The organism is Paenibacillus ehimensis NBRC 15659 (genome assembly GCF_004000785.1).
Taxonomy (GTDB): Bacteria; Bacillota; Bacilli; order Paenibacillales; family NBRC-103111; genus Paenibacillus_G; species Paenibacillus_G ehimensis.
Map to the genome: position 1 here is coordinate 1 of NZ_BILX01000146.1, position 6,315 is coordinate 6,315.

6 protein-coding genes are annotated in these 6,315 nt (G+C 53.6%); 1 reads left to right on the top strand and 5 read right to left on the bottom strand.

Annotated elements, in window-relative coordinates:
- Positions 1 to 251: 251 nt before the first annotated feature.
- Positions 252 to 659: a YugN family protein gene (locus PEH01S_RS33720; protein ID WP_025851159.1), complete on the bottom strand. Its 408-nt coding sequence runs from the start codon at positions 657 to 659 to the stop codon at positions 252 to 254.
- A gap of 246 nt (positions 660 to 905) precedes the next feature.
- Between PEH01S_RS33720 and PEH01S_RS33725 the strand changes: the two genes are divergently transcribed.
- Positions 906 to 2,204 carry an ammonium transporter gene (locus tag PEH01S_RS33725; protein WP_025851158.1) on the top strand — a complete coding sequence of 433 codons (1,299 nt, stop codon included), beginning with the start codon at positions 906 to 908 and terminating at the stop codon, positions 2,202 to 2,204.
- Between the two features lie 63 nt (positions 2,205 to 2,267).
- On the opposite strand, the gene opp4C is transcribed toward PEH01S_RS33725, so the two are convergent.
- The 4 genes from opp4C to PEH01S_RS33745 form a co-directional block, all read right to left on the bottom strand.
- Positions 2,268 to 3,152: an oligopeptide ABC transporter permease gene (opp4C, locus tag PEH01S_RS33730; RefSeq protein ID WP_025851157.1), complete on the bottom strand. Its 885-nt coding sequence runs from the start codon at positions 3,150 to 3,152 to the stop codon at positions 2,268 to 2,270.
- 3 nt (positions 3,153 to 3,155) lie between these two features.
- Positions 3,156 to 4,127 (bottom strand): ABC transporter permease, encoded by a 972-nt coding sequence (locus tag PEH01S_RS33735; RefSeq protein ID WP_127490405.1) that lies wholly within the window; start codon positions 4,125 to 4,127, stop codon positions 3,156 to 3,158.
- Positions 4,128 to 4,181: 54 nt separating this feature from the next.
- Positions 4,182 to 5,846, bottom strand: coding sequence for a peptide-binding protein (locus tag PEH01S_RS33740; protein ID WP_127490406.1), 1,665 nt, complete (start codon positions 5,844 to 5,846; stop codon positions 4,182 to 4,184).
- Positions 5,847 to 5,889: 43 nt separating this feature from the next.
- Positions 5,890 to 6,315, bottom strand: a 426-nt coding sequence (locus PEH01S_RS33745) for an oligopeptide/dipeptide ABC transporter ATP-binding protein (protein ID WP_164828138.1), incomplete at its 5' end; no start/stop codon positions are given.

Consider the following 6,315-nt stretch of genomic DNA (forward strand, 5'->3'; position numbering starts at 1 on the left):
CCGTTAGGCTGGTCGGTAGCGGACAGTCGCGGTCCTTGCACCAGCGTGCCGCTAGTGCTGGTGCGCCGCATGGAAGCGAGGACGCGACTCGACCGCCGTTAGGCTGGTCGGTAGCGGACAGTCGCGGTCCTTGCACCAGCGATCCGATTATGGCGACACTCCCACTCTCCCGACAACCTTTCGTCGTCCAGGGGGCGAAACCCCTGGGGTCCCCCTTACTAAGGGGGATTTAGGGGGTTGTTCGCCCCCACTCACCACCCTTTCTCGATCTCCCGCAGCAGCGAAGCCGCCCGGTCCACCCACTGGTCCTCCACATCGGCATCCTTATCAAGCGGCTCCTGAAACTGATCCATTAACGCTCCGTAGGTCCGAGCTTGCGCCTCTTTATCCAACCCTTCGTTATAGACATGCTTGAGCACGAACGGGGTACCGATTCGGACGATCGCGTCCGTCGATTCCGTATCCCCGTCCATTACGCCGCGCGTAACTTCAAACGGAATGCGCAGCCACACTTGATGCCCCTCGTCCAAATAGCGGTCGAAGGAGCCGTGCTCATAATCCCAGTTACCGCCCAAGGCGAATTCATGCTCGTGCAAATAGCTTCGCACTTGCTCGAAAGGCTCTTCCCGGCCCTGCAAAGTCGAATCTAAAGGAACCATCGGGATCTCCTCCAAAAAATAATGATCACTGCAACAAAGCCATACTTAGCATGCACCGGCTCAAGTAAAATTATGCCCGACAAGGAGAATATAAGAAGTTCTCAGGATAAATAAACGAATATTATCCATCAAATGTAAGAATATCTTACGCGATTCGTTGACATAATTTCCACGAGAATCGTATAATGATAAGCGAATTGAGGGCCTTATACGTTATTAAGCGCTTTCTGAAGGGAGTTAGCATCGATGGATTTGAATACGCTCGCGAGCGGATTAGATACGATTTGGGTCGTACTCAGCGCAGCGATGATCCTGCTGATGGAAGGCGGCTTTGCCTTGCTTGAAGCGGGATTCGTACGGCAAAAAAACGCCGTCAGCATCATCATGAAAGTCTTTGTCGACATTACGTTCGGCGCCTTGATCTTTTTCTTCTTCGGCTTTGCGCTCATGTACGGGAAAGACGCCGCGGGGCTTATCGGAACGTCCGGCTTTATGATGGGAGGAGATCTGACACATATTAACCTCACCATTACGCATGACACGTATTGGCTGTTTCAATGCGCGTTCGTCATCGCCGTCATTTCGATCGTTTCCGGCGCGGTAGCCGAACGAATCAATTTTCACGCTTATATTTTGTTCACCATTGCCATGACCGGCTTGATTTATCCGGTTGCCGGGCATTGGATTTGGGCGGTAGGCGGTTGGCTCGGCAGTCTCGGAATGATCGACTTCGCCGGATCGGCGGTCATCCACGCCCTCGGAGGCTTTTCCGCTCTGGCCGCGGCCATCGTGATCGGACCGAGAATCGGCAAATTTTCGGAGAACGGCACGGCTAACATCGTCCCTCCTTCCAATCTTCCGCTTGCATCGGTCGGAGCCTTCATCCTTTGGTTCGGCTGGTTCGGCTTCAACTCGGGCAGCACGCTCAGCGCGACCAACGGTTCCATCGGTCACATCGCGGTAACGACGATGCTGTCGGCCGCCTCAGGAGGAGCGGCTTGCATCCTGTTTACGATGCTTCGCTACCGCAAAGCGGACCCTCCGATGGTTATTAACGGCTCGCTGGCCGGGCTTGTCGGCATTACCGCAGGCTGCGCCTTCGTCAGTGACGCGGCGGCTATTCTGATCGGCGCCGTTTGCGGTATCGCCATGGTGTTCGCGACGGAATTTTTGGAATCCAAACGGATCGACGACCCGGTCGGAGCGTTTGCCGTCCACGGCGTGAGCGGAAGCATCGGAACGCTCGCCGTCGGCTTATTCGCACAACCGGAGCTGGCCGGGAAAGCAGGGCAAGGCTACAGCGGTTTGTTTTATGGAGGAGGGGTTTCGCTGCTTGGCATTCAAGCGCTGGGCCTGATAACGGTTATTGTCTGGGGATTTGCGACGACTTGGATCGCTTTCAAGCTGATCAACCGGCTCGTTCCGGTCCGCGTCAGCCGGGATGAAGAGCTTGTCGGTCTGGATGTTGGAATTCACGGCGTACCGGCCTATAGCCAAGAACACGACTTTATTGAACTGACCCAGTTGACGCTGGATAAAAGATAGGATTCAAGAGAAGAAGCCGCTCCCTAAAATTTCGGAAGGGCTTCTTTTCTCTTGGCTCCTTGTTTATTTCGAATCGAACGCACTTCGCAATCCGTCGCCGATGAAGTTGAAGCACATGATGGTCAGGAAGATCATAAAGCCGGGGATGAACGGATACCAAGGCGCATTGTTCAGAATCGTCAAGCTTTGAGCGCTTTGCAGCAAATTCCCCCAGCTCGCGGTAGGCGGCTGAATCCCCAGACCGAGGAAGCTGAGGCTGGACTCCGTCAAAATCATGCTGCCCATCTGCAGCGTTGCGGAGACGATGACCGGAGCGATGGCGTTGGGCAAAATATGCACGAAAATAATCCGGAAATCCGACATGCCGATCGTCCGCGCCGCATCGACGAACTCGCGGTTTTTGACCGAAAGGATTTGCCCTCGCAGGAGCCTCGCCTTGGACATCCAGCCGAATACGACGAACACGACGATAATATTGAACAAGCTCGGCTTCAGGACGGTAACGACCGTGATCAGAACGAAGAAGCTCGGAAAGGCCAGCAACATATCGACGATCCGCATCAGAAAGCCGTCGACTTTCCCACCGTAATAACCGGCCAGCGAGCCTACGGTAATTCCGATCAGCAGGTTAAGGATAACGGAAAAAATCGCCACGGAGAGCGATACCCGGGCACCGTAAAGCACCCGGCTGAACAAATCCCGTCCTAAATCGTCGGTGCCGAACCAGTGCTCAGCGCTCGGCGGCTTCAAGCGGCTCATCAGGTCCTGCTCCGCGGGATCGTGAAGTGCAATGACCGGCGCAAACAACGCGAGTAGAATAAGGACCGCCATAATCCATAGGCTGATAAAGGCCAGCCGGTTAGCCTTGAATCGTTCCCAAGCCCGGCGTTTCGGTTTGGCGGCGGCCGCAGGAAGCTGGGCCTTGTTCGTAGTTACGGCTTCATTCATGGATTATACCTTCGCCTCGCTTTTGCTGTAGCTGACCCGGGGATCCAGGATCGCATAAGATAGGTCGGCCAATATGCTGCCGATGACATAGAGAAAGGCAGTCAATGTCGTAACGGCGAAGATGACCGGGTAATCCCTCTGGAAAGCCGCTTCTGTGAACAACCGGCCGATTCCGGGAATGCTGAAGATCGTTTCAACAATAACGGAGCCCGCGAAGAAGCCGGGCAGCGACAGCCCGAACAGCGTCGCCAGCGGAATCAGCCCGTTGCGCAGGCCGTGCACGGTCAAGATCCGTCCGCCCCGCAGCCCTTTGGCTTTAGCCGTGCGCATATAATCCTGATTGATGACCTCCAGCATGCTGGAGCGGACATACCGGATCCAGACCGCAATTTCGGAGCACGCAATCGTAAACACCGGCAAAATCAGATGAAGCACCCGGTCCCCCAAGCCGGACGGCGCATTGATCGTCTGCAGTCCGCCCGACGGCAGCCAGCCGAGCTTCACGGCAAAGAACATCATCAACAGGAGACCGAGCCAAAACCCAGGCAGCGAAATGCCGACGAACGTAATGCCGGACACGAGCTGATCGAGACGCGAATTCGCTTTAACCGCGCACAGAATGCCGAGTGGAATCGCTATGGCCATGGCCATAGCAAAGCTTGTAACCGTCAGCAGCAAGGTATTCGGCAGCCGGTCCCACATCAATTCCGAGACCGGCTGGCTTTTTTGAAACGAAGTGCCGAAATCCCCTTGCGCCAGGTCGCTGATCCATTTCCAATACTGAATATATAACGGTTGATCCAAGCCGTAAGCTTTGATCATATTCTCTTTATCGATGGCCTTGATCGTCGGATCGTCGACGTACTGGGAGATCGGACTGCCCGGAGCCATATGGATAATCAGAAAAGATATGATCGTAATGCCGATCAGAATCGGAATGGCGTTCAGCAAACGCCGAAGGGCATATCGGGCCACCGGATGTCACTCTTCTTTCATCATAATTTCGTTCGTAGCGATTCACAGCTTTTCTTATTTTGTGAAGTACCACTTTTCGACTTCCTTCAAAGCGTCACGGTTCGGGTTAAAGCCTTCGAGATTAACAGGATAAGCCATCGTGGCGGTCGGCGAATAAATGAACGTGTACGGCTGGTCTTCCGCAATCAAAGCGTCGATTTTGGCCAGCAGTTCTTTCCGTTTATTCATATCGAAGGTTTTCAAGTCCTCGTCGATCAGCTTGTCGACTTCGGGGTTTTTATAAGAAATATAGTTCGATCCCGTCTCCATCGCCGTGGAATGCCAAATGCCCTGCGGGTTCGGGTCTCCCGAGATGCTCCAGCCATGGATAAGAGCAACGAAGTTTTTGCCCGTCCAGTTTTTCGTAAAAGCAGAACCCTCAACAATCCGAGGCTGAACGCCGATGCCTACTTTTTTCAACTGCTGCTGAACAACCGTCAGCGCCTTCTCGCGGACCTTGTTTCCTTGAATCGTTTGCATCTCAAACTCAAATTTTTGACCGTTTTTGTCCAAAATGCCGTCGCCGTCCGTATCTTTCCAGCCTGCGTCGGCTAAAAGCTTCTTCGCTTTTTCCGGATCGTACGGGAATTTCGGTACGTTATCCGTGAACGACCAGTAGGAAGGAGACGTTTGGCTGTGTACGAGCTTCCCTTGTCCTTCGACGATGTTGTCTACGATCCCTTGACGGTCCAGCGCCATTGTGAGCGCTTGACGTACCGTTTTATCCTGGAATAACGGATTGGTCAAGTTCCAAGCGGCAAAGATATAGGTGCCTGTACCAATCCCTTTTTGCAGCTTGATTTTACCCGACGTTTTGGCAAACTGCTCGATGGCTTGCAAATTGTCGGCCGGTACCGCAACAACGTTAATTTCTCCCGTTTGCAGCTGCGCCATCATGGCATTGGCGTCAGGGACGATCTTTGTCGTTATTTTCTCAATGGCCGGCTTGCCGCCGAAATAGCTATCGTTGCGCACGAAGCGCAAATATTGACCTTGCTTCCACTCTTCCAGCTTATAAGGACCGGACCCTACAGGCTGCTTGAAAAACGGAGATTTGTCCATATCCTTCACAGGAACATCCTTCAGCAAATGCTGAGGCAAAATATTATAAATCAGCATATCGATATATCCGGCATGCGGCTCTTTGAACGTAAATTTAACGGTTGTATCGTCCGTTTTCTCCACTTTCGCCAATTTTTCGAACGTTCCTTTGCGCGGGCCTTTGTAATCCGGATTGAGCGGAATGTTATATGTAAATACCACATCGTCGGCCGTTACCGGCTTGCCGTCGCTAAATTTGGCATCGTTGCGGATTTTAATCGTCATTTCCTTCTTGTCTTGCGAGAACTCCGGCTGTCCGGCCGCCAGATCCGGAACGATTTCTTGCTTTTCATTAAAGTCATACAAATTGCTGAACACCAGATCGATCACTTCACTGGAAACCGTAGTAGTTGCCCAAAAGCGGATGAAACCTTGCGGATCCAGCAAGTAAGCCGTATTGATTTCGCCGCCGTCCACCTTTTCTTTTTGGCCGCTGTTAGCTGCCGCGCCATCGGCCGGCTTCTCGCTTGTTGCAGGAGTTCCTCCGCCTCCGGATGTGCAAGCGCTCAGCAATAGCGCGGTGGACATGAGCGTGGCAAGAGCGATATTTCCCGCTTTGCCGATTTTTTTGAACAACATGGCATGTTCCCCTCTCTTTTTCGACGCTTTTTTTGCAGGCTGTTTATATGAAATGGCACGAGGCGTTATGCCCCGGCTCCACTTCGCGGAAGACAGGCTTCTCGATCCGGCAGCGCTCCACTGCATGCGGACAGCGAGGATGGAACGCGCAGCCCGACGGCGGATTTGCCGCATTCGGCACTTCACCGCTTAAAATAATGCGCTCCCGCTTCCCGTCCACATCCGGCTCGGGCACGGACGACAGCAGCGCCTGGGTATACGGATGCTTCGGACTGCCGAACAGCTGATCCCGGCCGGCCAACTCAACAATTTGACCCAAGTACATGACGGCGACCCGATCGGAAATATGGCGGACGACACTGAGATTGTGCGAGATAAACAAGTACGACACGTTCGTCCGCGTCTGCAGCTCCTCCAGCAAGTTGACGATCTGCGCTTGGATCGAGACATCGAGGGCCGAGACCGGCTC

What these genes read in the sequence shown, in the direction of transcription:
- PEH01S_RS33740 (WP_127490406.1), bottom strand. Translation starts at nt 5,846, where the DNA reads ATGTTGTTCAAAAAAATCGGCAAAGCGGGAAATATCGCTCTTGCCACG.
- PEH01S_RS33725 (WP_025851158.1), top strand. Translation starts at nt 906, where the DNA reads ATGGATTTGAATACGCTCGCGAGCGGATTAGATACGATTTGGGTCGTA.
- PEH01S_RS33720 (WP_025851159.1), bottom strand. Translation starts at nt 659, where the DNA reads ATGGTTCCTTTAGATTCGACTTTGCAGGGCCGGGAAGAGCCTTTCGAG.
- opp4C (WP_025851157.1), bottom strand. Translation starts at nt 3,152, where the DNA reads ATGAATGAAGCCGTAACTACGAACAAGGCCCAGCTTCCTGCGGCCGCC.